We start from the raw sequence: 24,989 nt of genomic DNA, 5'->3' as shown, positions 1-24,989 counted from the left end.
TGCCGCCTCCGCCTATCGGGCAGCCAGATCGACATCCACGATCTGGCCGGGCTGCAGAGGCGATGCGGGATCGACCGGATGCGCCTCGACGAGATAGACAAGCTTCTGGCGCGTTTCAAGCGAGTAGATGACGGGCGGTGTGAACTCGGGATCGGGCGAAACATAGCTCACACGCGCTTGCAGGCCGGGCGCGCAACCATCGCAGCGCACGGACAGCATATCGCCCACCCGCACCGCCGAAAACTTGTCTTCCGGAATATAGACCTTCAGCTTGACTGCACCATCGGGCAGCATCGTCAAAACCGGTGCGGACGGACCCGCAATATCGCCCGGATTACGGATGACATCGGTGATCCGGCCCGGTGCAGGTGCTTCAATCGTTCGCTTGGTCAGATGCCAGCGTGCGGAATCCAGCTGCGCTTCGGCGCTCTTGACGGCATTTTCCGCCGCCTTGATCTCTTCCGGGCGCGCGGGCAAGCGACCAACCGCCAGATTGGCTGTGGCCTGATTGATCGAGGCCTCAGCCACTTCCACCTTGGTGGCCGCGTCGTCAAGCTGTGCCTGCGTCATCACCCCGCGTTTCGTCAGGTCCTGCGTACGCAAAAGCGTTCTCTGGGCATCGTCTGCCTGTGCCTTTGCTGTCCTGACGGCCGCATCCAGAACTGCAATTTCATCGGGACGCTTGCCAACCTGCAAATCCGCCAGTTGCGCGCGTGCCTGCGCCAATGCAGCCTCAGCCTGCGCGACCGTAATCTTTGCGTCCGCATCTTCCGTCTTTGCTATCGGCTTGCCCGGTTCAACGCGATCACCACGCCTGACGGCAACGGACTGAACCTGCGCCACGTCCAGCGGTGCAAGCTGCACGAATTCACCCTCAACATAACCAACAGCAAGAGGCTGCGCGCTGCATGCGGCGAAAAGGTAGGACGCAAAAGGAACCATACAGAGAATACTCATGCCAACACCTCGCCGTTTTTGGCGGCGTCCTTCGCTGCAAGAATAGCCATGAGATTCTGGCGTGCGATTGCCGCAACAGCCGCCGCCTCTTCCGCACCCATTGTGGACCAGCCCATGCGCCGTTTCACCGCCTCCCGGCCAATGCGGAAATAAACAACCTGCCCAAGCAGGGTGAAGACGAGAAGCCGCGTAGCCTCGCTCTCGGCAGGTTCGCCCGTCGCGACTTCCCAGATGGCGCACAGCCTTTTGTGCGTTGGCTCGAAAACACCGGAATAGATGCGATCGAGCGCCGCCGTCGGATGCGCCAACTCACGCAAAAGGAACTGGACGATCTCGCCGGATTGCGGTTGTGCGACGATGAAATACGTCATCCGCTCCAGCGCCAGACCAAGCTGCTGGCGGGCCGTCTCCTTCGTTTCGGCAGGTGCACTGATCACACCGTGGTGCCCGAGCGCCTGCCCCGCAATGCCCTGTATCGTTTCGACAATATAGTCTGCCGCCGCCAGTCGCAGCCCTTCCTTGCCGCCGAAATGATAGGCAATGGAACCGATATTCGCCTTGGCCATCCCGGCAATCTCGCGGGTCGATGTGGCATCAAAGCCCTTCGAACCAAACATTTGCAAGGCCGCATGGATCAGCGCCATCCGCGTCTGATCGACCGAAGGTGACGGAGGCTCTTGCCCTGTATGTTTCGTTTTGCTCATGCCATTATTTAATCAATCGATTGATTAAATGTCAAGCATGACAGAACCCAAAGCACCGATCTTGGATCAGCACCTTGGATCCTACTGAGAATTATAGACGTCGTTCAGCCTCGTCTTCCAACATGCCGACCGACAGCAATCGGTGTCGGCATCTCGCGGTGTGCATGAGAAAGCCCCTCCAATACGGACAGAATTTCGGCCTTCGCAGCGACCGCCTTGCCCGCCTTGCTGTCGACATGCAGCAACATCTGCTCGGCGCTGGCAATCTCCGTATCGTCCCGCCTCAGACTGTGAAAGACATGCACGCGCTTCTCGTCAAAGGAGAGCAACTGCGTTTCGACATGCAGCGCATCGCCTGCCTTGGCCTCGCCGCGATGCATGATATGGGTTTCGACCGTATAGTAGCTGTGACCGGATTTCAGATAGGCTTCGTCCACACCGATATGCGCCAGAAACCTGTCCGTCGTCTGGCCAAATACATCAAGATAACGATGCTCGGTCATATGTCCGTTATAGTCGATCCATTCCGGGATGACGCGCGCATCCAGAAGGCGCAATGGACCGGAACCTGCCTTGGAAGAACCCGCAGCCGCATCGAGTCGTGCTGTATAGGCGTTGAGAAGTGCGCCCGCGCCCCAACCCTTGCCGTTCTGCTGATGCGCGAGAGCGCGAATGATCGCGACCAGATTTTCGTCACGAATCCGCTCCAGATCGCGAATTGAAAGCCCTTCATTTTGCGCGTCCGACTGGTCCGCGATGCGGTTGATGAGGCTGTCATCGAGATCGGGTACATCTGTCAGCTTCGTCCATGGCCATTGCAGCGCAGGCCCGAACTGGGCGAGGAAGTGCCGCATGCCTGCCGGACCACCGGCAATGCGATAGGTCTGGAACAGCCCCATCTGCGCCCAGCGAAGCCCGAACGAATAGCGGATGATATCGTCGATCTGCTCGACCGTGGCGATACCGTCACGCACGAGCCACAATGCCTCGCGCCACAGCGCTTCCAGAAGCCGGTCGCCAACAAAAGCGTCGATCTCCTTTTCGAGCACGACCGGCTCCATGCCGGTCTGGCGATAGAGTATGGAAGCGCTGTCAATCGTTGCGGCTGCGGTCTTTTCGCCGGGAACGAGTTCCACCAGCGGGAGCAGGTAAACGGGATTGTAGGGATGCGCGATCAAGAGGCGCTCCGGATGCCGTAACCCAGCCTGCAACTTGCTTGGAAGAAAACCGGAGGTGGAAGACGCGATCAGTGCATCGTCTGCACAAGCGGCTTCAATCTCCGCCAGCACGGCAAGTTTCAGGTCAAGACGCTCGGGCACGCTTTCCTGAACAAGCGCCGCGCCTGCCACCGCCTCCGCCAGCGAAGCGGAAAAGGACAGTTGCCCCTCCTGCGGAAGGCGCACGGTGGTCAGCGCCGCCAGCGCCTTGCGCGCATTATCGAGAATGTGTTCGGTCGTCGCCTTTGCATCGGGCGACGGATCGTAAACGGCAACGTCGAAACCGTTCAGCAGAAAGCGTGCGGCCCAGCCGCTGCCGATGACGCCGCTGCCGATGCAGGCAATCTTGGGAGAATGGCTGTTCATGGATTTCACCAGCGCTTTGTAAGCTTGAGTTTTTCGCGGACTTCTGCAGGCGTCAGAACCTTCGTTCCCATATTGACGGCGATGGCTTTGGCCCGTTCGACCAGATCGCCATTCGACGCCAGAACGCCCTTGTCGAGCCAGATATTGTCTTCGAGCCCCACACGGATATTGCCACCCGCCAGCACGGCAAGGGCCGCATAAGGCAACTGATTACGGCCAATGGAGAACGCCGAGAAAATCCAGTTATCCGGCAGGTTGTGGAGGATGGATACCAGCGTCGCCAGATCGTCCGGCGCGCCCCATGGAATACCCATGCATAATTGCACCAGAACCGGGTCATCAAGCAGGCCCTGCTGTTGCAGCCATTGGGCGAGCGGCAGATGGCCGGTGTCGAAAATCTCGATCTCCGGACGCACGCCAAGCCGCTGTATCTGCCCGGCCATTTCCCTGAGCATGGCGGGCGTGTTGGTCATCACGTAATCGCCCTCGCCGAAATTCATCGTACCGCAATCCAGCGTGCAGATTTCCGGCAAGAGTTCAGCAACATGGGCAAGCCGTTCCGTTGCACCCGCCATATCGGTCTTGGCGGCATCGGGCGGCAGCGGGGCTTCTGCCGACCCAAAGACCAGATCGCCGCCGACACCTGCCGTCAGGTTCAACACGATATCGACACCAGACGCCCGGATGTGGTCCACAACCTCGCGGAAAAGCTCCAGCTTGCGCGATGGCTCACCCGTTTCCGGATCGCGCGCATGAATATGCGCGACAGCGGCACCCGCTTCGGCACTCTCAATGGCCGCATCCGCGATCTGGCGCGGCGTGATCGGCACCTTGTTCGAGCGGTGCGTGGTGGCTCCGGCACCGGTGACGGCGGCGGTGATGAATATTTCGCGGGCGGGCTTTAAAGGCATGATCGTTTCCCTCAATTTTTGCCGAGCTTGACAGGTCGCGAAATGCCGGGATTATCATTTTACGAAATCTATTTGGCGAAGAGCGAAGTGCATGATCTTTGAACCCTCCGACGAAGAACTGAGCGTTACCCTGCTGGTCCTGCCGGATTGTTCGCTTATGTCACTGGCTGCAACGCTGGACCCGATGCGCGGCGCCAACCGCGTGACGGGCCGCTCGCTTTATCGCTGGCGGGTGGTGTCGCCGGACGGCAGCGATCCCGTCACATCCAGCGGCCTCAAAGTTGCGGCCAATGGCCGTTTCGAGGCTGGCGCGCAGGATATTCTTATTATCGTCAGCGCTTTTCATGCGCTGGAACATGCGACGCCGAAGCTTCTCGCCAAGCTGCGCCAGGCGGCCAAGCAATCGAAACTCGTTGTGGGTGTGGAAGCCGGGTCGTGGGTGCTGGCAAAGGCGGGATTGCTGAACGGACGCAAGGCAACGACGCACTGGGAAGACATGGAAGCATTCTCGCAGCGCTTCCCGGAAGTCGAAATGCAATCGGATCGTTGGGTGCGGGATGGAGCTTTTCTGACAACCGGAGGTGCGGCACCGGCGCTTGACATGATGCTGGCGCTCATTCGCGCCCGCCACGGCTATTCCATCGCGCTGGATGTGGCCAGTCTCTACATCTACGACGAGGTGAAACAGGCTTCCGACGCACAGCCGCTGGTATCCCTTGGCCGTTTGCTTAACCGCGAACCGCGACTGGCAGATGCCATAAAAATCATGGAAACCCATATCGACCGCCCGATCCCCGTGTCGAGCATCGCCCGAAGACTTGGGCTTTCAACGCGCAGCCTTGAATTGCTGTTCGCCAATGTGATCGGGCAGTCACCGGGCAATTACTACCTGTCGCTTCGGCTGAAAGCGGCCCGGCGGCTGATCCTCGATACACATCTTTCCATGGCGGATACAGCGGAACAGACCGGCTTTTCGTCGATCAGTTCGCTGTCGCGCGCTTTCAAGCGGCATTTCGGTCAGTCGCCGAGCAAACTGCGGCAATAGCGGACGGGTTTCTTACAGACCAAGCCCCGACTTCACCTCTGCGAGCGCGGGCTTGCCGTCGAAAGTGGTCACGCCATCAAGCCAAGCATCAAGCTGCGCCGGATTATCCTTGATCCATTTCGTGACGGCGTCCTTGGCTTCCATGCTGTCATTCAGGATCATGTTCATCATCGTGCTTTCCATCTCCGTGCTAAACTTCAGGTTCGACAGAAAGCGTGAGACATTGGGGCAATCCGCTGCATAGCCCTTGCGGGTCAATGTTTCGACGGTCGCGGCACCATCATCCGGTCCGAACAGGTTTTCGCCATTTTCCAGATAGGTGAGCTTGTAGCGAATATTCATCGGATGCGGCGTCCAGGCGAAAAACACAACGGGCTCATCCTTGCGCACCGCGTTTTGAACCTGCGAAAGCATGGCCTGCTCGCTCGATTCCGCGAGCTGGAAATCTTTCAGGCCAAACTTGTCCTTCTCGATCATCGACTGGATCGTGGCGTTGGCGCTGCTGCCAGCCTCAATACCGTAGATCTTGCCGCCAAGCTGATCCTTGAACTTCGCGATATCAGAGTAGTTCTTGATGCCGATATCCTTGCCTGTTGCTGCAAGACCAATCTTGGCGCCTTCGAGATTGACGCCAGCCTGCTCGACCTTCTTTCCTTCGATATAGGGTTTGCGCGCTTCTTCCTGAAGCGGCATCCAGTTGCCGAGGAAAATATCGATCTGTCCATTTTCCAGAGACTGGAAGGTGACCGGCACGGAAAGAATGGTTGTCTGCGGCTCATACCCGGCTTTTTCAAGCAGCAAAGAAGCGAGCGCTGTCGTTGCAGTAATGTCGGTCCAGCCGACATCGGAGAATTTGGGTGCCTTGCAGTTTGCGCCTTCAGCGGCATGCGCCTGCACGCTGGCAAGGCTGGCGACGCTTGCTGCAAGCAAAAGAACGATGTGTTTCATTACCTTCTCCCCTTTGTTTTTATTGAGAACAACATGATAGGGGAAACAGGAAATGCCTGTTCGCAATATGCGCAATCATCTTTGCGTTTTGCGCAACCTTTGACCATTGATCAGTCGGGTCGATTTCTGAAAGCTGCGCAAAACCAGGGCGAAATTTATTTGCCACCGCCATATTGCACGTCGCTGACATGCTCCATCCAGTCGACGACTTTGCCGTCGAGCTGTTCCTGAATGGCTATATGGGTCATGGCATTGCTCGCGGATGCGCCGTGCCAGTGTTTCTCGCCCGGCTCAAACCAGACCACATCGCCGGGCCGGATTTCCTCAATCGGTCCGCCTTCGCGCTGCACAAGGCCAAGCCCGGCGGTCACGATCAGGGTCTGGCCAAGCGGATGCGTGTGCCAGGCAGTGCGTGCGCCGGGCTCAAAGGTTACGGTCGCAGCCGCAGCACGCCGGGCATTATTGGGAGAAAACAGCGGATCGATACGGACATTGCCCGTAAACCAGTCGGCTGGGCCTTTTCCCGAAGGATCGGTTCCGTTTCGCTTGATATCCATGAGGCGTTTCCTTTCCTGTTCACAACGCAACATAGATCAACTTCACGGACTGTTCAGCGCCTTTTGGCAGGGTTCCGCTGCAAAATCACGTTATGCCGTTTCGCAAGTTCTGTGTTGACCGCTTCGATTTCCTGCGCCTTGCGCGCATCGTCCCAGCCAAGCTCCCGCGCCAGAATATCAGCGATTGCAGCGAGATTGCCGGTCGTCAGCGCCCCGTCGATTGCAAGTGTGGTGCGCCGCAAAACGACGTCCGCCAGATGCACGACAAGCTCGTTGCGTGCGATCCATGCGATTTCCGTCGCGCTGACCGTGTCGGTTTCAGGCAGCATCGCGACCGTTGCTTCTGCTTCCTCCCGGAGGATCGGCAAGGCCGTGCTGCCATAGCGCTTCAACAATGTCTCAACCCGTGCGGCAGACAACTTTGTTTCGGTGGCATATTTTGTCACCCAAGCCTTGCGGGCGCGATCATCGGACGGATAGTCCCTGCCGCCGCCTATAGGGAGGTTGCGCGTTGAAACCTGCCGCGTCTTGTCGAACCGGCCCAGAACCTTGTCGGCCACTTCCTCGGCAAAGCCGCGGAATGTGGTCCACTTGCCGCCGACGAGTGAAATGATCGCGAATGGCCGATTGTCATCCGGCTCGATGACGGGTGCGGAATGATCGCGACTGATCAAACCCGGTTCGGAAGCATTGGAAGCCGGAAGTGGACGAATGCCGCTATAAGTGTAGACAATCTGGCTGCGGTCGAATGTGAGCTTCGGCAGCAGCGAACGCAGGCTGTCGATGAAATAGTCGGTTTCATGATCATCGCAGCGCACATTGTCCGGATCATCCGACGGAATGTCGGTGGAACCCACCAGCGCCAGACCGTGATAGTCGTAGACGAGACAGATGCGCCCGTCATCCGCCTCGAAATAGATCATTCGTCCGTTGAGGCTCTTCACCAGTTCGGGGTGGTCGACAAGAATATGCGAACCCTTGGTGCCACCGATCATCTTGGTCGGCTTGCCAAGCGCAGCATTGACCCGGTCGATCCATGGCCCAGCCGCATTGATGACCAGCTTCGGCCTCACCGCGAATTTTACGCCATCCGGCCCTTCAAAGCCGATAAGGCCGTTCTCGACGGAAACCAGCGTCGTGAAATTGGCGGCAGCGCTTTTCGGATTGGCGCGCAGCCCGTCGCTGACGAGTTCATAGACCAGACGTTCCGGCTGGCTGACCTTCGCATCATGATAGATGCCGCCCGCCACGATTGCGGGCGTGATATAGGGCATTTCCTTCGTCGCCGTCTCCTTCAACAGAAAACGGTGACGTGGCATGACGCGCTCGCGCGCACCAAAATAATCGTAAAGTGCCAGACCGATCTTGATCAGCACGGCGCCACGGCTGCGTGGCGCGGTCGTCGAGCCGAACAGGGTGCGCAGCGCGGCCGTGATGCCCTTGGTCCATGAGAAGACAGGAATGAAAGTCGGCAGCGGCTCGACATTGTGCGGCGCATTCTTCAGAAGCAGGTTGCGCTCGAGGGTGGACTGGGCCACAAGCCCGAACTCGCCGGTTTCCAGATATTTGAGACCACCATGGATAAGCCGCGACGGCGCAGCACTTGTCCCTGAACCAAAATCCGCCTTGTCGACAATGAGACAGCTAACGCCTTGCTCGCAAAGATCGCGATAAAGGCCTGCTCCGTTAACCCCCGCGCCAAGGATGAGCACATCTACGCCCTCGGTCTCGAGTTGTCCGATGCGGCTTTTCATTCCGGCATTGCCTGCGAAGTCATTCATCTTACTGTCTTTATGTCTGTGGCGCATCGCGCCTTGTCCTTCAATCCGCAAGAGCTTCGATCTTTGGCCAGACCGGCCCAAGCGCAGATGCGATCTCCTTGAAAAGCTGATAGCGCTTTTCATAAAGCGCGCTTCGCGCTGCATCCGGTTCATAGGTGCGGCCTATGGCGTCGAGATCGCGCGGGTCGCTGTAGACATCGGCAAAAACACCAGCGCCCTTGCCAGCGCAAAGGGCAGCACCCCAGGCGGCGGCCTCGTCCGTATCCGTGACGGTAACGGGCATGCCGAGAACATTGGCAAACATCTGCGCGAAAGCCGGGCTACGCGACACGCCACCAGTGAGGCGCGCAGCGGAGATTGCAAACCCGTCCTTCAGGTGATCGACATGGATGCGATGATTGAAGGCAATGCCTTCCCACACGGCGCGCAGCATGTCGCCCCGATCCTGCCAGCCGCGCAGACCGAAAAACGCACCGCTCGCCATCGCCCCATAGGGCGAGCCGAAGAGATAGGGATGGAACATCGCCGTCGAAGGCTTCGCCAATGCCGTATCGATTTCCGGGCGCAGCATGTCGTGGATGGAACGCCCTGTTTCCTCTGCCTCGCGCCGTTCTGCCGGGCAGAGCTTGTCGAGGAACCAGTCGTAATTGGCCGTCGATGCCGGCGAGATCGACATATTGTTCCATTCGCCCGGCGCAATACCATTGCGACAGAACCAGCTTTTGTCGACACGCGGTTCGGAAGATAATGTTTCGTTGATGGAATAGGTCCCGGCCACTACAGCGACGGTGCCGATGCCAAGCCCTCCAACGCCAAGCGCTGAAGCGGTGACATCGTGCAAGCCACCGACAACCGGTGTTCCGGCAACGAGGCCGGTGCGTTGTGCGCATTCGACAGAAACACTGCCCACGATTTCATCGGAACGCGACATCGGTGGCAACGCATCCCAAAGTGCGTCCAGCCCGAAAAGGGCGAGCGCTTCTTTTGAATATTCCTGCGTGTTGACATCGGTGAAGGAGGTCGAGGCTTCAGTGCGATCCGTGCCCACATCGCCGGTCAGGCAAAAGCGCAGCCAGTCCTTGCAGGCGATCACATGCGCGATGCGGCCAAAGCGTTCGGGTTCGTTTTCTTTCACCCAAGCCAGAATGGCCGATGGTGCCGATGCATGGGGAAGCTGGCCGGTGATGGTTATGGCCTGCTCTGCAACGGGGCTATTGACCCAACGCTCCGCAACATCGACGGCGCGGCTGTCGAGCGACAATATGCCTGCGCCAAGCGGTCGGCGATCCTTGTCGAGCATATAGATGCCATCACCATGAGCTGTGGTGGCAATGGCCAGAATGTCGGAAGCAGGTCGCCCGCTTTTAGCGATGGCTTCGGCAATCGCATCCGCCGTTGCATTCCAGAATTCATCCATGTCGCGTTCGACATGGCGGGCGCGCGGAAAGGATTGCGCCACGCGGCGGCGGGCAACGGCAAGGGTGGTTCCGTCAATATCGAACAATACGGCTTTGGTGACGGTCAGTCCGCTGTCGATTCCGAGCAGAGAAGGCATGTATCGTATTCCTGATAAATATGCGCGGGCTATTCTTGCTTTCCGCCTGTTCCAGCGCGGGCAACCACCACGTTGATGCCTTGCGCCTCCATGCGCTCGATATGCGCGAAAGGCGTAGCCTCATCCACGATGACGACATCGAAGTCGCTGAGCGCCCCGAAATTGTGCAGCGCCCGGCGCTCGAATTTTGTGTGATCGGCCAGAAGGATGCGCTTGGCGGCGCAGTCCAGCATGGCACGCTTGGTTTCCACCATTTCCGGTGATTGATGAAACAGAAGATCGTCGGTGATCGCTGCAATCGAAATGAAGGCCACATCGGCGCGAAGACGACGAATTTCATGGATCGTCATGCCGCCGACGAATGCGTTGCACCAGTTATAGAGCTGACCGCCAAGACCGAGCAGCGTCACATCTTTGATGTCGCGTACTTCGTTCATCAGAATAAGCGAGTTTGTAATGACGGTGAGCGGCCCCTTGCCCGGAAGATGCGGCACCATTTGCAGAACAGTGGTGGAATCGTCGAAGAAAATGGCCTGCCCCGGCTCAACGAACTGCATTGCAGCTTCGGCGATCAGTTTCTTTTCTTCCGACTGGCGGGTGACGCGATAAAGATCGCTTGCCTCGATCAGGCTTGTGGGCGCAGCCGACACGATGCCGCGCGACTTGCGAAACAGGCCACGGCTTACCAGTTCATCGACGTCGCGATGCGCTGTCATCAGACTGATGCCGAACCGTTCAGTGAGGTCCTCGATACGCATCGAGCCTTCAGCCATTACAGTTTCCGCAATCTGCTGGCGTCGGACGAGCTGACGCGCATGCCGGCTGTCGTTCGGCACTTGCTCCGCCATCAGCTTGTCAATGCTTGCTTTGTTGCTCACTGCCATGCCTGTCACTTGTCCCCTTGCTTGCGCGTTCCGAAAGCTTCGGAATCGCCTGATAGGCTTTATATTGCGCGGTCTTCAGCCCCAAAATCCAGCGAGTGATTGCATGGGACTTTCTTGAGGAGAGGGACTTCTGGAAATGCGCATCCCGAAAGCTTTCTGCTGCCGGGATGCGCCTTTTCAAACCTTACTGTTCGAGAACGAACGGCGAGGTGTACTTGTCGACATTGTCCTTGGTGATCAGGATGCAGTCGAAGAGCTGCTTTTCATGATCCACACCGGTCTTGCCGGTCTTGATGAAGTTGTCGGCCTGCTTGACGGCAGCTTCCGAGAACACGGCAACCGGCTGCAGAACGGTGTACTGCAGTTCACCCGCCTTGATGGCTGCAACCGCATCCGGCGAGCCGTCGAAACCACCGACCTTCACCTGATCCAGCTTGCCAGCCTTCTTCAGAGCAGCAATTGCGCCCAGAGCCATTTCGTCATTACCGGAGATAACGCCGATGATGTCCGGATTGGCCTGAAGCAGAGCCTGCATCTTGTCGTGCCCCTGGGTACGGTCCCAATTGGCGACGTCCTGACCGGCCTTCACCAGATCTGGATACTGCGACAGAACGGTTTCATAGCCGTTCGAGCGCGTTGCGGCGTTGTTGTCCGATGGCGAACCGAACAGCTCGACATACTTGCCCTTGTCGCCAACGCTTTCGACCCACTGGGTCGCACCGATAGCGGCGCCCTGTGCGTTGTTGGAAACGAGCTGTGCCTTGGCCAGACCTTCCTGGTTGATTTCCGCATTGACGAGGAAAACCGGGATATTGGCGGCGATTGCACGCTTGACCGCGCCGACCGAACCGTCCGCATTGGCCGGATCGAGAATGATGGCAACCGACTTGTTGGTGATAGCCGTGTCGATCAGGTTGCTTTCGGTGTTGGTGTCGCCCTTGTGGCCACCGACAACAGCCTTGTAGCCGAGACCTTCAGCGGTCTTCTTGGCAATTTCACCTTCGGTGTACCAGTACGGATTGGACGGATCGTTGACGATGATCGTCATCAGTCCTTCGGCCCAGGCCGTGCTGGCGATGAGAGGCAACGCTGCCGCAGCGGCGAACAGAACGCGCATTCCCTTCTTGAACATGGTCTCACTCCCTTAACATTTTTCGTTTGCGTTATGCCGGTTCCCCGGCGGTACTCATTTCCATCAGGCCGTTTTCGAGATCTTGTGCCCTTTTGGAAGTCTTTCGATACGCCCGGCTGTTTTCGCGGCTCCATCCGGAACGGTGGACAGAGCCGCTATCGATCATCGCCGGGAGTATTGAATGCTGTTGAGCAGAACCGCGAGCACGATCACCGCGCCGGTAAAGACGGTCTGCCAGTAGGAGGACACGCCGATAATCACGAGGCCGTCGGAAAGGAAACCGATCACGAAAGCGCCGAGAAGTGTGCCCTGTATAGTACCGCGCCCCCCAGTGAGCGCAGCGCCACCGATAACCACGGCAGCGATTGCCGTCAGTTCGTAAGTGGTGCCTGCCGTCGGACCAGCCGACGTAAGCTGCGAAGAAAGAACCAGACCTGCAATGGCAGCGCAGATACCGGAAATGACATAGACCGACACTTTGACGCGCTTGACCGGAACGCCGGAAAGTTCGGCCGCACGTTCGTTGCCGCCCGATGCATAGAGCCAGCGGCCAAATGCTGTGCGGTTGAGAACGATCGCGCAGATGATGGCGAGAACCGCCAGAACCAGAACGCCGATCGGCACGCCGAACAACTTGTTGAAACCAAGCCATTCAAAGCCGGTATTGCCAAGTTCCGGACGTCCGCCGAGATTGTTGTAGGTCAGGCCATTGGTCATCAGAAGCGCCACGCCGCGCGCGCAATAGAGAACGCCGAGCGTCGCAACGAAGGCCGGAACGCGCAGATAGGCGATGAGCACGCCGTTGACCGCGCCGACGAACGCGCCGAGCGCACAGGTGATGAGAACCACGGCCCATACCGGGAAATAGAGAATGATGCCGAATTCCTGCAGCGTCACGCCCTGCATCAGAAAACCGGCGACCACACCGGCCAGCCCCAATGTGGAGCCAACGGAAAGATCGATGCCGCCATTGAGGATGACGAGCAGCATGCCGATGGCAAGCAGGCCGAAAATGGCCACGTGCGATGACATGATGAGGAAGTTGTCGACCGTGAAATAATAAGGCGAAAGGAACGAGAAAACTGCGATGATCGCGATCAGTGCAAAAAATGCACGACCTTCGAGCAGCAGATGCACGATGCCGGGTTTCCGCTTCGCGCCGTTCGGAGCCGCTGTTTCTTTGTTGGTGCTCGTGACTGACATTCTATCAGTGCTCCATAACCAGAGCATTTAACAACCCGACTTTGTCGGGTCTTATGCTCTATCCTTTTGTTTTAACGCATAATCTTGTCCGAAAAGTCTGCAACTTTTCGGGATTATGTTCTTTTATATTCGCATTATCCCGCGCAAAACCGCTTCGCACTTTTGCTGGAAATGCTTTAGTGACCGACCATGGCTTCGCCCGAGGCGGCCATGATCTTCTCCTTGGACACGTCCGATCCGAATTCGGCAGAGATGCGTCCACGGTGCATGACGATGATACGATGAGCGATGCTGAGGCATTCGCCGACTTCCGAAGTCGTGTAGACGACAGCCAGACCCTGCTTCGCCTTTTCAGCCAGAAGCTTGAACACTTCCGCCTTCGCCCCGATGTCGATGCCGCGGCTCGGCTCATCGAGCAGAATGACTTCCGGCTCGGTTGCCAGCATCTTGCCGATCACGACCTTCTGCTGGTTACCACCGGAAAGCGAACCGATTGTCGCTTCGCCGCCATCCGTCTTGATGTGCACATTCTTGATCGACTGATCGACAATCTGCTTTTCACGCTTGCGCGATGTGAAGAGGCCCTTCGTCATTTCGGCGATGCTGGCGAGTGACAGGTTCTTGCCGACCGTCATCGTCTGGACGAGACCGTCGCGCTGGCGATCTTCCGGCACCAGCACAAGGCCCTTCTCTATACGCTGCGCGATGGTGAGGCCGGAAACATCCTGCCCTTTCAGGAGAACACGTCCGCCGCTTGCCCTGAGACGACCGGCAACGGTTTCCAGAAGCTCTGTGCGACCGGCGCCCATGAGACCGTAAATGCAGACGATTTCACCCGCGCGCACATTGAGCGACATGCGGTCGACTAGCGAGAAGCCCGCGCCACTCGGATCGGGAACGGTCAGGTTCTCGACAGAAAGCGCGACATCGCCCCAGTCATATCCAGTCGGAGGCGAGCCGAGATCGAAGTTCTCGCCAACCATGTTGCGCACGATCCATTCCAGATCGATTTCCTCACGCGGCGCATAGGCCGTCATGGTTCCGTCGCGCAGCACCACCGCATGATTGGTGATCTGCAACGCTTCTTCCAGATGGTGCGAAATGTAGACGATGGCGACACCGCGCGCCGTCAGGTCGCGAATGACCTTGAACAGAACTTCCACTTCCGAGGCGCTGAGCGCCGAAGTCGGCTCGTCCATGATAAGAATGCGCGAATTGACCGAAAGAGCGCGGGCGATTTCAACGACCTGCTGCTGGCCAAGACGAAGTTCCTCAACCGGCGTCAGCGGATCGATGTCTTCTTCCAGCTCCTTCAGAAGCTCGCGCGTCAGTCGTTCTTCCTCGGCAAAATCAACGCCGGTGGCGGTGCGGATTTCGCGTCCCATGAAGATGTTGTCGCGCACGTTCATGTTGGGCGCGAGGCTCAATTCCTGATGGATGATCGAGATGCCGAGATCGCGGGCTTCGGTAGACGAATTGAACGTTACCGGCTCGCCGTCGAGAATGATCGTGCCGGAAGTCGGCTGGATGACGCCCGAAAGCACTTTCATCAGCGTCGATTTACCGGCGCCATTTTCGCCGAAAAGCGTCGTCACCTGACCACGGCGGATTTCGAAATTCACGCCCTTCAAGGCATGAATGCGACCATAGGCTTTGGCGACGTTGTGCGCGGCAAGAACGACATCGCCGTTTTTGCCTTCGATTTTAGAAGCGGTGCTCATTTCACTTCGAGCCCCACTGGCGTGACGAGCCAGTTCTTCGGATTGACGACCTTGAACACGCCAACAACCGTCACGGTCTTGCCGACGAGATTCTCGACATCGATGCCCGAAAGCACCTGCTTCTTCATCTCGTTGCTCAGGGCAGAACCGGCATTTTGATATTCGATCTGGTTCTTGAACTGGCCGAACTGGATTTCGCCGGTCGCATCGCGCAGATCAGTGCCGTTGACGGCGGGGCCGGTCTGGACACGGATGACAATGCCTTCCGGCAGGCCATCGACCTTCACGACATTGTAGTTGGACTTGCGCTCTTCGACAGTGCCCGTGAATTTGACCGGAACAACCGGATTGACGTCGCCCACGCCATATTTCTTTCCGGCTGCGGCCTTGTCGGCGGCGAGAGCCGTTCCAACTTCCACTGCATCCACGGCGCGCTGCTCGACGCTGGCCTTCACCTTGGGGAATTCGGACGTGCCATAGGCATCGGGAGAGAAAGCCTGCTGGCGCACATCGGAATCAGACCCGATCTTCACGACCTTCGTGTCGAAGGCAATCGCGCCGACAACCACCGCCGCAGCGATCACGCTCCAGACGACGGCGCGGCTCAGCTTTGCGGGTTTTTGTGAAACTTGACTGGTTTGTGCACTCATTATCAAACGCCTTCAGCAATTCTGCCGTATTGTCGTTATGGAAACGGATGATGCGGCTGAATTAAACCGCCCGGGGACCACCCTCGACCAAAGCCATCGCGCTTGCCGGGTAGGCGAAAGCCTCCGCCAAAGCGGTGCAGGATGCGACGGACGAGATCATGATAGCCTCCACATGAATTCCAGGGCCCCGCTCCTCCGTGCATCCTGGAACAGATGCGCCGCAATCGGAACTTATGATAGCGGCGTGTTATTAACTCCAATAATGATGTTATAAAGCTCGAAAGCTGTCAATCGGATGTTTTCGAAACACCGGTGAATTAGCACAATTTCATGCGGAATCCCGATCACGATATAGGGAAATCCACTACATAATTCGTTAACACTCGCACGATTCACAGTGCACCCTTTTCTTGCCAAGCCAAACTGAAACGCAATCAGAGTCGGAATTTTTTCCTTTTATTTTCAATAATTTGATATGATCCAGCTGCCAAAATGAAGCAATGGATTGAAGAAAATCTGAGCAGAAACCGCCTTTGGAGGCATAGCGAATTTCCCCACATTCACTCTTTGGTGAAAAAAAATGCGCTCTCTCGAAAATTTTACAGACAAGGTGATAGCGTTATGTTATCTCCTGCATACGCCATTGCCCGACTTCATTATAAACGGGGCCGCGAGCGACGCATTTTCAGTCGCGGGAGGAATCCAAATGTCAATGAAAGCACATAGCCGCCATGCGTGAGAAAGGTGACATCATCATCGGGATCGACGCGGGCACCTCCGTGCTCAAGGCAGTCGCTTTCGACCTCACCGGGCGCCAGATTGAGTCTGCGGCTGTTCGCAACAAATACGATACCGGCGACCATGGTGCCGTCACGCAATCGCTTTCCCAAACGTGGCAGGATTGCGCGCGCGCATTGCGCGACCTTGGCGCGAAAATGCCGGGCCTTGCCGAACGCACTGCGGCAATAGCCGTAACCGGTCAGGGCGACGGAACCTGGCTTGTCGGTCGCGACAACCAGCCTGTTGGCGATGCCTGGCTGTGGCTCGATGCCCGCGCGGCAACCACCGTCACGCGGCTTGCCGCTGACCCGATGAACCGCGCACGCTTTGAAGCGACCGGCACCGGGCTGAACACCTGCCAGCAGGGCTCGCAGATGGCGCATATGGACGCTATCGCGCCCGAGCTTCTGGACAGTGCCGAAGTCGCGCTCCACTGCAAGGACTGGCTCTATCTCAATCTCACCGGCATTCGCGCCACCGACCCCTCGGAAGCAAGCTTCACCTTCGGCAATTTCCGCAATCGCCAGTATGACGATGTCGTCATCGACGCGCTCGGCCTGACGAAACGGCGTGGATTGTTGCCGGAAATCATCGACGGCACCGAAGTGCAGCATCCGCTTTCCCCCGAAGCGGCAGCAGCAACGGGCTTGCGGGCAGGAACGCCGGTGAGTCTTGCCTATGTCGATATGGCGATGACCGCACTCGGCGCAGGCGTGCGCGGCGGAACGGCAGGAGCCGGATGCTCGACCATCGGTTCCACAGGCGTGCACATGCGTGCCAAGCCGATTGCCGACATCCACCTGAACAAGGAAGGCACCGGCTACGTCATCGCGCTGCCCATTCCCGGCATCGTCACGCAGGTGCAGACCAATATGGGGGCGACGATCAACATCGACTGGATATTGCAGGTTGCTGCCGATCTCATGTCGACGCCAGACAAGCCTGTTTCGCTCAGTGACCTCATTCCCCGCCTTGATGACTGGTTTAATGCCAGCCGTCCGGGTGCAATCCTCTATCATCCGTATATTTCGGAAGCGGGCGAACGCGGTCCCTTCGTCAATGCCTATGCCCGGGCCGGTTTCGTCGGTCTTTCCAGCCGCGACCGTTTCCCGGAAATGGTGCGCTCGGTTGTCGAGGGCCTCGGAATGGCAACGCGCGATTGCTACACGGCCATGGGTGAAATGCCCGCCGAACTGCGCATCACCGGCGGTGCCGCACGCTCAAAGGCTTTGCGCAGCACTCTTGCCGCAACAGTGAATGCGCCGGTGCGCGTTTCCTCGCGTGAAGAGGCGGGAGCCGCAGGTGCTGCCATGATGGCTGCGGTAGCCATCGGCGCTTATCCGAGCATGGATGCATGTATTGCGGAATGGGTCGAGCCGCTGCTTGGCCCTTGCGAGGCCCCGGATGGTCCGCGCGCAAAGCACTATGAAGAACTCTTCGTTGCCTATCAGGAAGCCCGACTGGCACTGACGCCGGTCTGGGACAAGCTGGCTTCTGATAGAGCATTTCCAGCAAAAGTGTGAAGCGGTTTTGCGTTCGGAAATGCGGTGAACAAAACGAATAAGGCCGGACCTCCCTTCCGGCACATATAGACTGTGGGATGCGATTGCATCCGAAGGAGCATGAAATGGCTGAACCGGAAACCTGCGATCTCTTTGTCATCGGCGGCGGTATCAACGGCGCGGGCGTGGCCCGTGACGCCGCCGGTCGCGGCCTCAAGGTGGTGCTGGCGGAAAAAGACGATCTGGCGCAGGGAACTTCGTCGCGCTCCGGCAAGCTGGTGCATGGTGGCCTGCGTTATCTCGAATATTATGAATTCCGCCTTGTGCGCGAAGCACTGATCGAGCGCGAAGTGCTGATGAACGCTGCCCCCCATATCATCTGGCCGATGCGTTTCGTGCTGCCGCACAGCCCGCAGGACCGCCCCGCCTGGCTGGTGCGGCTTGGCCTGTTTCTCTATGACCACCTGGGCGGTCGCAAGAAGCTTCCCGGCACACGCACGCTCGACCTGCGACGCGATCCGGAAGGCACGCCGATCCTCGACCAATATACCAAGGGCTTCGAATACTCCGACTGCTGGGTCGATGATGCCCGTCTCGTTGCATTGAATGCGGTTGGCGCTGCTGAAAAAGGCGCGACCATTCTGACCCGCACGCCTGTCGTCTCCGCTCGTCGCGAAAAAGGCGGCTGGATCGTGGAAACGAAAAACCGCGACACGGGCGAAACCCGTACATTCCACGCGCGCTGCATCGTCAACTGCGCCGGACCATGGGTTACGGATGTCATCCACAATGTCGCCGGCTCCAACTCGTCGCGCAATGTGCGTCTCGTCAAGGGCAGCCACATCATCGTTCCGAAATTCTGGTCGGGCGCAAATGCCTATCTCGTCCAGAACCACGACAAGCGCGTTATCTTCATCAATCCTTATGAGGGCGACAAGGCGCTGATCGGCACCACCGACATCGCCTATGAAGGCCGTGCCGAAGACGTTGCAGCGGATGAGAAGGAAATCGAATATCTGCTGACTGCGGTGAACCGCTATTTCAAGGAAAAGCTCAGGCGCGAAGACGTGCTGCATTCCTTCTCTGGTGTTCGCCCGCTGTTCGACGATGGCAAGGGCAACCCTTCCGCCGTCACCCGCGATTATGTCTTCGACCTCGACGAAACCAACGACGCGCCGCTGCTCAACGTCTTTGGCGGCAAGATCACCACGTTCCGCGAGTTGGCAGAGCGCGGCATGCATCGCCTCAAGCACATCTTCCCGAAGATGGGCGGCGACTGGACGCATGGCGCACCGCTTCCGGGCGGCGAAATCGCCAATGCCGATTATGAAACCTTCGCCAATAGTTTGCGCGACACCTATCCGTGGATGCCGCGCACGCTCGTCCAGCATTTCGGTCGTCTCTACGGCGCGCGCACGAAAGACGTTGTTGCAGGCGCACAGAATCTCGAAGGGCTTGGCCATCATTTCGGCGGCAATTTCCATGAGGCGGAAGTACGCTACCTGGTGGCCAGGGAATGGGCAAAGACGGCAGAAGACATCCTCTATCGCCGCACCAAGCATTATCTGCACCTGACCGAAGCCGAACGCGCCGCTTTCGTGGAATGGTTCGACAACGCTGGAATCGCCGCTTGAGCATGTCGCGGAAAAGTGGGAACCGGTTTTCCGATAACGACATGCTTTGCGGACTAAATTGAGGACGATATGGCTCTTACGCTTTCGCTGAACACCAATCCGCTGGTCAATCGCTTTGCCGAGCCGGATGATCTGATCGAAACGGTTGCGCGCGATCTGCGCCTGCGTGACCTCCAGCTCACACACGAGTTCATCAATCCAAGCTGGCAGGCTTCAACCATCCGCCGTCTCACCCGCGATATGGGCAAGGCCTTGCAGCGCACCGGCGTCCGGGTCACTTCGGGCATGACCGGCCCCTATGGCCGCCTCAACCATTTCGGCCATCCGGATGCAGAAGTGCGCCGCTACTATATCGACTGGTTCAAGACCTTTGCCGACATTATCGGCGATCTTGGCGGCAAATCGGTCGGCACGCAGTTTGCGATCTTCACCTATAAGGATTTCGACGACGCTGCGCGCCGCGAAGAGCTTATCAAGATTGCGATCGACTGCTGGGCGGAAGTCGCCGAACATGCGAGCCGTGCCGGTCTCGACTATGTGTTCTGGGAACCGATGAGCATCGGGCGTGAATTTGGCGAGACGATTGCCGAAAGCATGAAGCTTCAGAACCGCCTTACCGCTGCCGACATGGCAATTCCGATGTGGATGATGGCCGATATCGACCATGGCGATGTGACATCCGCCAATCCGGACGATTTCGATCCCTACGCCTGGGCACGCGTCGTGCCGAAAGTCTCGCCAATCATTCACATCAAGCAGAGCCTGATGGACAAGGGCGGGCATCGTCCGTTCACCGCCGCGTTCAATGCCAAAGGGCGCATCCAGCCGGAACCGCTTCTGAAAGCCTTTGCCGAAGGCGGCGCGGTGGACAATGAAATCTGCCTCGAACTGTCGTTCAAGGAACGCGAGCCGAACGACCGTGAAGTCATTCCGCAGATTGCGGAAAGTGTGGCTTTCTGGGCTCCGCACATTGACACCGGCGCTAAGGACTTGAAGATATAGACAATTTAAGGAACCGGACCGCTTTCAATGGCAGATGCTGACGATTCACTGGCGCTGCGCGCCGCATGGCTTCACTTCGTGGCAGGCATGACCCAGTCAGCCGTTGCGAAGCGCCTTGGTCTGCCCTCCGTGAAAGCGCATCGCCTTATTGCCAAAGCCGTCGCGGACGGTGCGGTGAAGGTCAGTATCGACGGTGACATAACCGAATGTATCGACCTCGAAAACCGCCTCGCCGATATGTACGGCCTCGATTATTGCGAAGTTGCGCCTGACATTGGCGAGGAAGGCCTGCCGCTCATGGCGCTTGGCCATGCGGGTGCGGATTTTCTGCGGCGCGAGATCGAGCATGGCGACCATGAAGTCATCGGCATCGGTCATGGCCGCACGCTCTCAGCCGCAGTCAGCTATATGCCCCGCGTCGTTGCTAATGACCTGCGCTTCGTGTCGCTGCTCGGCGGCCTGACGCGCAATTTCGCCGCCAACCCGCATGACGTGATGCACCGCATCGCCGAAAAGACCGGCATGCCTGCTTATGTGATGCCGGTGCCCTTCTTCGCCAACACGGCAGAAGACCGCGAAGTGCTGCTCGCACAGCGCGGCGTCACCACAGTTTTCGACATGGGTTGCCAGGCCGAACTGAAGATCGTCGGCATCGGCACAGTCGATGCACAGGCGCAGCTTGTCACATCCGGCATGATAGAACTGGCTGAAGTGGAAGAGATCGCCAGCCTCGGCGGTGTTGGTGAAATGCTCGGCCATTTCTTTGACGCCAATGGCCAGCGCCTCGAAACAGCGCTGACCGCCCGCACCATCGCCGCATCGGTCGAAAACGCGGATATGAGCCGAATCGTGGGCCTTGCCGGTGGAATTTCCAAAGCGGAAGCCATCCGCGCCGTGCTGAAAAGCGGTCGTCTTTACGGCCTCATCACCGATGAGCGCACGGCAAAGGCGCTCGTTGAACAGCCGAGCGGAAAATAACATAATAACATTTTTTCAATGGATTTTTTTGTGATTTTGTGATCTAACTTCACGCGATAAATGTTCCGCCAATGAGATCGGACGAGAGCGTGAAGCGCGACGACAGAAGACAGGCAATCATCAACCTTCTGATCGAAAATCAGGCCGTCGATCTCGACGATCTGGCGGATCGGTTTGCTGTTTCCAAAATGACGATCCATCGCGATCTGGATTCGCTGGAACATACCGGCGTGCTGCGCAAGGTACGCGGCGGCGCGACGATCGATACCGGCACACAATTTGAAAGCGATTTCCGCTTCCGCGAACGGCAGGACGGCGAAGCGAAGCAGAAAATGGCGCGTGCCGCGCTTGAGCTTGTTGAACCCGGCATGACGGTGATGATTAATGACGGCTCCATGGCGGCTGTCCTTGGCGGCATGCTTCTGGAAAAGCGCCCGCTGACAGTCATCACCAACAATGCCGTCATCGTCGATGAACTGAAGGGCGAGAACGGGATCAATCTGATTGCGCTCGGCGGAACCTATTCAGCCAAGTTCAATGCGTTTTTCGGCATCCTGACGGAAGGGGCCCTGTCGCATCTGAGCGCCGACATCGCCTTCATTTCCTCGCCTGCAGTCAATGGCAAGCTCGTCTATCACATGGATGAGAATGTTGTTCGCACCAAGCGCGCCATGACGGCATCCGCCGCCCGCACCTGCCTTCTGGTCAATCACCAGCGGTTCGGACGCCCTGCCCTGCATGTGATGGCTGATCTTTCCGATTTCGACGCGATCATAACCGATGCCTCCCCCGACGCGACTGTACTGGCCGATCTTGAACAGGCTGGGATTGCACTGACCATCGCTGACGACTGCGCATAAACCTAGAGGACGAAAATTGAGCATGACCAAATTCTGGATTGGCACAAGCTGGAAGATGAACAAGACACTGGCCGAGGCCCGCATTTTCGCCGAAGCCTTGAAAGCTGCCGATGCAAGCCGCTCGACCGACATTCAGCGTTTCGTCATCCCGCCGTTTACCGCCGTGCGCGAAGTAAAGGAAATCCTGTCCGGCACTTCCGTCAAGGTCGGCGCGCAGAACATGCATTGGGCCGATCAGGGTGCATGGACCGGCGAGATTTCGCCGCTGATGCTCAAGGACTGCAATCTCGATATCGTCGAACTTGGTCATTCCGAACGCCGTGAACATTTCGGTGAAACCAACGAAACGGTCGGCCTCAAGGTCGAGGCTGCCGTGCGCCACGGCCTGATCCCGCTCATCTGCATCGGTGAGACGCTGGAAGACCGCGAAAGCGGACGCGCCGCGGAAGTGCTTGAAGAAGAAGTGCGAGGCGCATTGTCCAAGCTTTCCGACGATCAGAAGCAGGCGGAAATCCTGTTTGCCTATGAGCCGGTCTGGGCCATCGGCGAAAATGGTATCCCGGCATCAGCGGATTATGCCGATGCGCGCCAGGCGGAAATCATTGCGGTTGCAGAAAGCGTGCTCGGTCGTCGCGTGCCTTGCCTCTATGGCGGCTCGGTCAATCCGGGCAATTGCGAAGAATTGATTGCCTGCCCGCACATTGACGGGCTTTTCATCGGTCGCTCGGCATGGAACGTCGAAGGTTATCTCGACATTCTGGCCAAGTGCGCCGCCAAAATCCAGTAAATCAAGGAGTACCACTATGAAAGTAGCAGTAGCAGGCGACAGCGCCGGAGAGGGTCTGGCCAAGGTTCTGGCCGATCACCTCAAGGATCGCTTCGAGGTTTCGGAAATCTCGCGCACAGACGCCGGCGCAGATACATTCTACGCCAACCTTTCCGACCGCGTGGCTTCCGCCGTTCTCGATGGCACCTATGACCGCGCCATCCTCGTTTGCGGCACCGGCATCGGTGTGTGCATTGCAGCCAACAAGGTTCCGGGCATCCGCGCCGCGCTGACGCACGACACCTATTCGGCAGAGCGCGCAGCGCTTTCCAACAACGCCCAGATCATCACCATGGGCGCCCGCGTCATCGGCTCTGAAGTGGCCAAGACCATTGCCGACGCCTTCCTCGCTGAGACCTTTGACGAAAAGGGCCGTTCGGCTGGCAATGTCAACGCGATCAACGAAGTTGACGCGAAGTACAACAAGGGCTGATTATTCAGTCTCTTGAAAACAAAAAGCGGCCATCAGGCCGCTTTTCTTTTGGCTTATAGCAGGGCGCTAAGATGCTCAATCGCCGCACGGGCTTAACCAAGTCTCAGCGAGACTTGGTTTAACAGCAGAATCTAGAGCGGTTCCGGTTAAAACGGAGTCGCTGGAACCGCTCTATCTCTTTGTTTTTACGCATGTCTTTATCCCAAAACCGGTTCCCACTTTTGGGAGACATGCTCTAGCTGAACTTCGGGTCCAGCGAACCATCGCGATAGCGCTTTGCCATTTCGGAAAGCGGGATCGGACGGATCGAGGCAGCATGACCGGCAGTGCCGAACTGCTCGAAGCGCTCCTTGCAGAGTTTGGTCATGGCAGCCATTGCAGGCTTCAGGTACTTGCGCGGATCGAATTCGCTCGGATCTTCCTGCAGGACGCGGCGGATCTGGCCGGTCAGCGCCATGCGGTTGTCCGTGTCGATGTTGATCTTGCGCACGCCATGCTTGATGCCACGCTGGATTTCCTCGACCGGAACGCCCCAGGTCGGCTTCATCTTGCCGCCATACTTGTTGATGATTTCCTGCAGCTCTTCCGGCACCGAAGACGAACCATGCATGACCAGATGCGTGTTTGGCAGCTTGCGATGGATTTCCTCGATCACATTCATGGCGAGGACGGAACCGTCCGGCTTACGGCTGAACTTGTAGGCGCCATGCGACGTGCCCATGGCGATTGCCAGCGCATCGACCTTGGTTTCGCGCACGAATTTCACAGCTTCATCCGGATCGGTCAGAAGCTGGTCGTGCGACAGCACGCCTTCCGCGCCGTGGCCGTCTTCTGCATCGCCCATGCCGGTTTCGAGCGAACCCAGAACGCCGAGTTCACCCTCCACCGAAATGCCGCCAAGATGCGACATCTCGCTGACCTGACGCGTGACTGAAACATTGTAGTCCCAGTCGGCAGGCGTCTTGCCGTCAGCCTTGAGCGAGCCGTCCATCATGACGGATGTGAAGCCTGCCTGGATGGCGGTCATGCAGGTGGCAGCTTCGTTGCCATGGTCCAGATGCACGCAAACCGGAATATGCGGATAGATTTCCGTCACAGCATCCATCATGTGACGGAGCATGATGTCGTTTGCATAGGAACGCGCGCCGCGCGAAGCCTGCAGGATCACCGGCGCATCGGCGGCATCCGCCGCTTCCATGATGGCAAGCGCCTGTTCCATGTTGTTGATGTTGAATGCCGGGACGCCGTAACCCTGTTCAGCGGCGTGATCGAGCAATTGCCGCAGCGTAATGCGCGCCATTTCTAGCCTCCTAGAGCGCATCCCGAAAAGTGCGAAACGGTTT

The 24,989-nt window shown here is 58.0% G+C and carries 22 protein-coding genes and 1 pseudogene; 9 read left to right on the top strand and 14 right to left on the bottom strand.

The genetic code is table 11. From position 1 onward, the window contains the following. Positions 1-12: 12 nt before the first annotated feature. The 4 genes from F9K94_RS08775 to F9K94_RS08760 all read right to left on the bottom strand — a co-directional run bounded on the left by F9K94_RS08775 (position 13) and on the right by F9K94_RS08760 (position 4,155). The gene (locus F9K94_RS08775) at positions 13-957 is read right to left on the bottom strand and encodes an HlyD family secretion protein (protein WP_151644987.1); all 945 of its coding nucleotides are present in this window, start codon (positions 955-957) and stop codon (positions 13-15) included. Next, positions 954-1,661 carry a DUF1956 domain-containing protein gene (locus F9K94_RS08770; protein WP_151644985.1) on the bottom strand — a complete coding sequence of 236 codons (708 nt, stop codon included), beginning with the start codon at positions 1,659-1,661 and terminating at the stop codon, positions 954-956. The genes F9K94_RS08775 and F9K94_RS08770 overlap by 4 nt, the downstream gene beginning before the upstream one ends. A 104-nt stretch (positions 1,662-1,765) precedes the next feature. Further along, positions 1,766-3,244, bottom strand: coding sequence for a carnitine 3-dehydrogenase (locus tag F9K94_RS08765; RefSeq protein WP_151644983.1), 1,479 nt, complete (start codon positions 3,242-3,244; stop codon positions 1,766-1,768). Between the two features lie 5 nt (positions 3,245-3,249). Continuing rightward, positions 3,250-4,155 (bottom strand): BKACE family enzyme, encoded by a 906-nt coding sequence (locus tag F9K94_RS08760; RefSeq protein ID WP_151644981.1) that lies wholly within the window; start codon positions 4,153-4,155, stop codon positions 3,250-3,252. Positions 4,156-4,246: 91 nt separating this feature from the next. Between F9K94_RS08760 and F9K94_RS08755 the strand changes: the two genes are divergently transcribed. Beyond that, positions 4,247-5,200 carry a GlxA family transcriptional regulator gene (locus F9K94_RS08755; RefSeq protein WP_151644979.1) on the top strand — a complete coding sequence of 318 codons (954 nt, stop codon included), beginning with the start codon at positions 4,247-4,249 and terminating at the stop codon, positions 5,198-5,200. Between the two features lie 12 nt (positions 5,201-5,212). Here the strand turns inward: F9K94_RS08755 and choX are convergent, their stop codons facing one another. The 9 genes from choX to F9K94_RS08705 form a co-directional block, all read right to left on the bottom strand. Next, entirely contained in the window at positions 5,213-6,148 is a 936-nt protein-coding gene (choX, locus tag F9K94_RS08750; protein WP_151644977.1) for a choline ABC transporter substrate-binding protein, read from the bottom strand. A gap of 155 nt (positions 6,149-6,303) precedes the next feature. Continuing rightward, positions 6,304-6,705 (bottom strand): (R)-mandelonitrile lyase, encoded by a 402-nt coding sequence (locus F9K94_RS08745; protein WP_011982660.1) that lies wholly within the window; start codon positions 6,703-6,705, stop codon positions 6,304-6,306. Between the two features lie 53 nt (positions 6,706-6,758). Further along, complete coding sequence (locus F9K94_RS08740; protein ID WP_151644975.1) at positions 6,759-8,486, bottom strand: glycerol-3-phosphate dehydrogenase/oxidase; 1,728 nt, start codon at positions 8,484-8,486, stop codon at positions 6,759-6,761. 40 nt (positions 8,487-8,526) lie between these two features. Continuing rightward, a complete protein-coding gene (locus F9K94_RS08735; protein WP_151644973.1) occupies positions 8,527-10,041 on the bottom strand; it encodes an FGGY-family carbohydrate kinase in 1,515 nt (504 codons plus the stop codon). 29 nt (positions 10,042-10,070) lie between these two features. Next, entirely contained in the window at positions 10,071-10,925 is an 855-nt protein-coding gene (locus F9K94_RS08730) for a DeoR/GlpR family DNA-binding transcription regulator (RefSeq protein WP_151556997.1), read from the bottom strand. A gap of 184 nt (positions 10,926-11,109) precedes the next feature. Next, entirely contained in the window at positions 11,110-12,057 is a 948-nt protein-coding gene (locus F9K94_RS08725; protein WP_061346699.1) for a D-ribose ABC transporter substrate-binding protein, read from the bottom strand. Positions 12,058-12,219: 162 nt separating this feature from the next. Beyond that, positions 12,220-13,260, bottom strand: a complete 1,041-nt coding sequence (locus tag F9K94_RS08715; RefSeq protein ID WP_061346700.1) for an ABC transporter permease — start codon at positions 13,258-13,260, stop codon at positions 12,220-12,222. A 176-nt stretch (positions 13,261-13,436) separates the two neighbouring features. Beyond that, the gene (locus F9K94_RS08710; protein WP_151557000.1) at positions 13,437-14,981 is read right to left on the bottom strand and encodes a sugar ABC transporter ATP-binding protein; all 1,545 of its coding nucleotides are present in this window, start codon (positions 14,979-14,981) and stop codon (positions 13,437-13,439) included. After that, the gene (locus F9K94_RS08705; RefSeq protein ID WP_151644971.1) at positions 14,978-15,631 is read right to left on the bottom strand and encodes a DUF2291 family protein; all 654 of its coding nucleotides are present in this window, start codon (positions 15,629-15,631) and stop codon (positions 14,978-14,980) included. The genes F9K94_RS08710 and F9K94_RS08705 overlap by 4 nt, the downstream gene beginning before the upstream one ends. Between F9K94_RS08705 and F9K94_RS08700 the strand changes: the two are divergent. From F9K94_RS08700 to derI, 8 genes and pseudogenes are all read left to right on the top strand, one after another. Continuing rightward, positions 15,611-15,699: pseudogene (locus F9K94_RS08700) on the top strand (ATP-binding protein); the annotation flags it as partial. The gene F9K94_RS08705 and the pseudogene F9K94_RS08700 overlap by 21 nt on opposite strands. 663 nt (positions 15,700-16,362) lie before the next feature. Next, complete coding sequence (locus tag F9K94_RS08695; RefSeq protein ID WP_151644969.1) at positions 16,363-17,934, top strand: FGGY-family carbohydrate kinase; 1,572 nt, start codon at positions 16,363-16,365, stop codon at positions 17,932-17,934. A 104-nt stretch (positions 17,935-18,038) separates the two neighbouring features. Then, complete coding sequence (locus F9K94_RS08690; RefSeq protein WP_151644967.1) at positions 18,039-19,547, top strand: glycerol-3-phosphate dehydrogenase; 1,509 nt, start codon at positions 18,039-18,041, stop codon at positions 19,545-19,547. Between the two features lie 69 nt (positions 19,548-19,616). Next, complete coding sequence (locus tag F9K94_RS08685; RefSeq protein ID WP_151644965.1) at positions 19,617-20,549, top strand: sugar phosphate isomerase/epimerase family protein; 933 nt, start codon at positions 19,617-19,619, stop codon at positions 20,547-20,549. A gap of 27 nt (positions 20,550-20,576) precedes the next feature. Then, on the top strand, positions 20,577-21,527 hold the full coding sequence (locus tag F9K94_RS08680; protein WP_151644963.1) for a sugar-binding transcriptional regulator: 951 nt from the start codon (positions 20,577-20,579) through the stop codon (positions 21,525-21,527). An 89-nt stretch (positions 21,528-21,616) separates the two neighbouring features. Continuing rightward, positions 21,617-22,387 carry a DeoR/GlpR family DNA-binding transcription regulator gene (locus F9K94_RS08675; protein WP_061346708.1) on the top strand — a complete coding sequence of 257 codons (771 nt, stop codon included), beginning with the start codon at positions 21,617-21,619 and terminating at the stop codon, positions 22,385-22,387. Positions 22,388-22,409: 22 nt separating this feature from the next. Then, positions 22,410-23,174 (top strand): triose-phosphate isomerase, encoded by a 765-nt coding sequence (locus F9K94_RS08670; protein WP_151644961.1) that lies wholly within the window; start codon positions 22,410-22,412, stop codon positions 23,172-23,174. Between the two features lie 16 nt (positions 23,175-23,190). Then, positions 23,191-23,646, top strand: a complete 456-nt coding sequence (derI, locus tag F9K94_RS08665; RefSeq protein WP_010660865.1) for a D-erythrulose-4-phosphate isomerase — start codon at positions 23,191-23,193, stop codon at positions 23,644-23,646. 235 nt (positions 23,647-23,881) lie between these two features. Here derI and fba read toward each other — a convergent pair whose 3' ends face one another. Beyond that, a complete protein-coding gene (gene fba / locus F9K94_RS08660; protein WP_109986723.1) occupies positions 23,882-24,946 on the bottom strand; it encodes a class II fructose-bisphosphate aldolase in 1,065 nt (354 codons plus the stop codon). Positions 24,947-24,989 lie beyond the last annotated feature (43 nt).

Origin of the sequence: Brucella tritici (assembly GCF_008932285.1) — a bacterium.
Taxonomy (GTDB): domain Bacteria; phylum Pseudomonadota; class Alphaproteobacteria; order Rhizobiales; family Rhizobiaceae; genus Brucella; species Brucella tritici.
The sequence above is the reverse complement of the archived record's forward strand: the minus strand, read 5'-3'. Positions and strand labels throughout refer to the sequence as shown.

What these genes read in the sequence shown, in the direction of transcription:
- F9K94_RS08775 (WP_151644987.1), bottom strand. Translation starts at nt 957, where the DNA reads ATGAGTATTCTCTGTATGGTTCCTTTTGCGTCCTACCTTTTCGCCGCA.
- F9K94_RS08770 (WP_151644985.1), bottom strand. Translation starts at nt 1,661, where the DNA reads ATGAGCAAAACGAAACATACAGGGCAAGAGCCTCCGTCACCTTCGGTC.
- F9K94_RS08765 (WP_151644983.1), bottom strand. Translation starts at nt 3,244, where the DNA reads ATGAACAGCCATTCTCCCAAGATTGCCTGCATCGGCAGCGGCGTCATC.
- F9K94_RS08760 (WP_151644981.1), bottom strand. Translation starts at nt 4,155, where the DNA reads ATGCCTTTAAAGCCCGCCCGCGAAATATTCATCACCGCCGCCGTCACC.
- F9K94_RS08755 (WP_151644979.1), top strand. Translation starts at nt 4,247, where the DNA reads ATGATCTTTGAACCCTCCGACGAAGAACTGAGCGTTACCCTGCTGGTC.
- choX (WP_151644977.1), bottom strand. Translation starts at nt 6,148, where the DNA reads ATGAAACACATCGTTCTTTTGCTTGCAGCAAGCGTCGCCAGCCTTGCC.
- F9K94_RS08745 (WP_011982660.1), bottom strand. Translation starts at nt 6,705, where the DNA reads ATGGATATCAAGCGAAACGGAACCGATCCTTCGGGAAAAGGCCCAGCC.
- F9K94_RS08740 (WP_151644975.1), bottom strand. Translation starts at nt 8,486, where the DNA reads ATGAATGACTTCGCAGGCAATGCCGGAATGAAAAGCCGCATCGGACAA.
- F9K94_RS08735 (WP_151644973.1), bottom strand. Translation starts at nt 10,041, where the DNA reads ATGCCTTCTCTGCTCGGAATCGACAGCGGACTGACCGTCACCAAAGCC.
- F9K94_RS08730 (WP_151556997.1), bottom strand. Translation starts at nt 10,925, where the DNA reads ATGGCAGTGAGCAACAAAGCAAGCATTGACAAGCTGATGGCGGAGCAA.
- F9K94_RS08725 (WP_061346699.1), bottom strand. Translation starts at nt 12,057, where the DNA reads ATGTTCAAGAAGGGAATGCGCGTTCTGTTCGCCGCTGCGGCAGCGTTG.
- F9K94_RS08715 (WP_061346700.1), bottom strand. Translation starts at nt 13,260, where the DNA reads ATGTCAGTCACGAGCACCAACAAAGAAACAGCGGCTCCGAACGGCGCG.
- F9K94_RS08710 (WP_151557000.1), bottom strand. Translation starts at nt 14,981, where the DNA reads ATGAGCACCGCTTCTAAAATCGAAGGCAAAAACGGCGATGTCGTTCTT.
- F9K94_RS08705 (WP_151644971.1), bottom strand. Translation starts at nt 15,631, where the DNA reads ATGAGTGCACAAACCAGTCAAGTTTCACAAAAACCCGCAAAGCTGAGC.
- F9K94_RS08695 (WP_151644969.1), top strand. Translation starts at nt 16,363, where the DNA reads ATGCGTGAGAAAGGTGACATCATCATCGGGATCGACGCGGGCACCTCC.
- F9K94_RS08690 (WP_151644967.1), top strand. Translation starts at nt 18,039, where the DNA reads ATGGCTGAACCGGAAACCTGCGATCTCTTTGTCATCGGCGGCGGTATC.
- F9K94_RS08685 (WP_151644965.1), top strand. Translation starts at nt 19,617, where the DNA reads ATGGCTCTTACGCTTTCGCTGAACACCAATCCGCTGGTCAATCGCTTT.
- F9K94_RS08680 (WP_151644963.1), top strand. Translation starts at nt 20,577, where the DNA reads ATGGCAGATGCTGACGATTCACTGGCGCTGCGCGCCGCATGGCTTCAC.
- F9K94_RS08670 (WP_151644961.1), top strand. Translation starts at nt 22,410, where the DNA reads ATGACCAAATTCTGGATTGGCACAAGCTGGAAGATGAACAAGACACTG.
- derI (WP_010660865.1), top strand. Translation starts at nt 23,191, where the DNA reads ATGAAAGTAGCAGTAGCAGGCGACAGCGCCGGAGAGGGTCTGGCCAAG.
- fba (WP_109986723.1), bottom strand. Translation starts at nt 24,946, where the DNA reads ATGGCGCGCATTACGCTGCGGCAATTGCTCGATCACGCCGCTGAACAG.